Consider the following 359-nt stretch of genomic DNA (forward strand, 5'->3'; position numbering starts at 1 on the left):
ATGATCGGCCCAGCGTTCGCGCCAACGCTCGACCATCTCCGTGCGGTTCCAGTCCCGCACCTTCGGGCCAAAACCGTTTTCGTCCACGGATCGCATGGTCAGCATGACATGGGCATGGGGCTTGGGCTGGCCGTCCGCGCCGATGTCCCAATGCACAGTGAGGTCGGCGATCATGCCCTGATCGACGAACTCGGTTTGCACAAAATCGCGCGCCAGTTCGACGCCCTGCGCCTGTGTCATCTCGCGCGGAATGGCGAACTCCACCTCGCGGCAAAGCTGGGCGTCCTTCCGTTTCTCGAACGCCTCGGCATCGTTCCAAAGCCGTTCGCGGTCGTTCCATTGCTCTGGGGCGTTTTCGA

At 62.4% G+C, this 359-nt stretch carries 1 protein-coding gene; it reads right to left on the reverse strand.

The genetic code is table 11. From position 1 onward, the window contains the following. A partial coding sequence (locus V5F77_RS29240; RefSeq protein ID WP_429008532.1) for a MobA/MobL family protein occupies positions 1-359 on the reverse strand: 359 nt, incomplete at both ends.

It is taken from the genome of Roseixanthobacter psychrophilus (assembly GCF_043195195.1).
Taxonomy (GTDB): Bacteria; Pseudomonadota; Alphaproteobacteria; order Rhizobiales; family Xanthobacteraceae; genus NCEH01.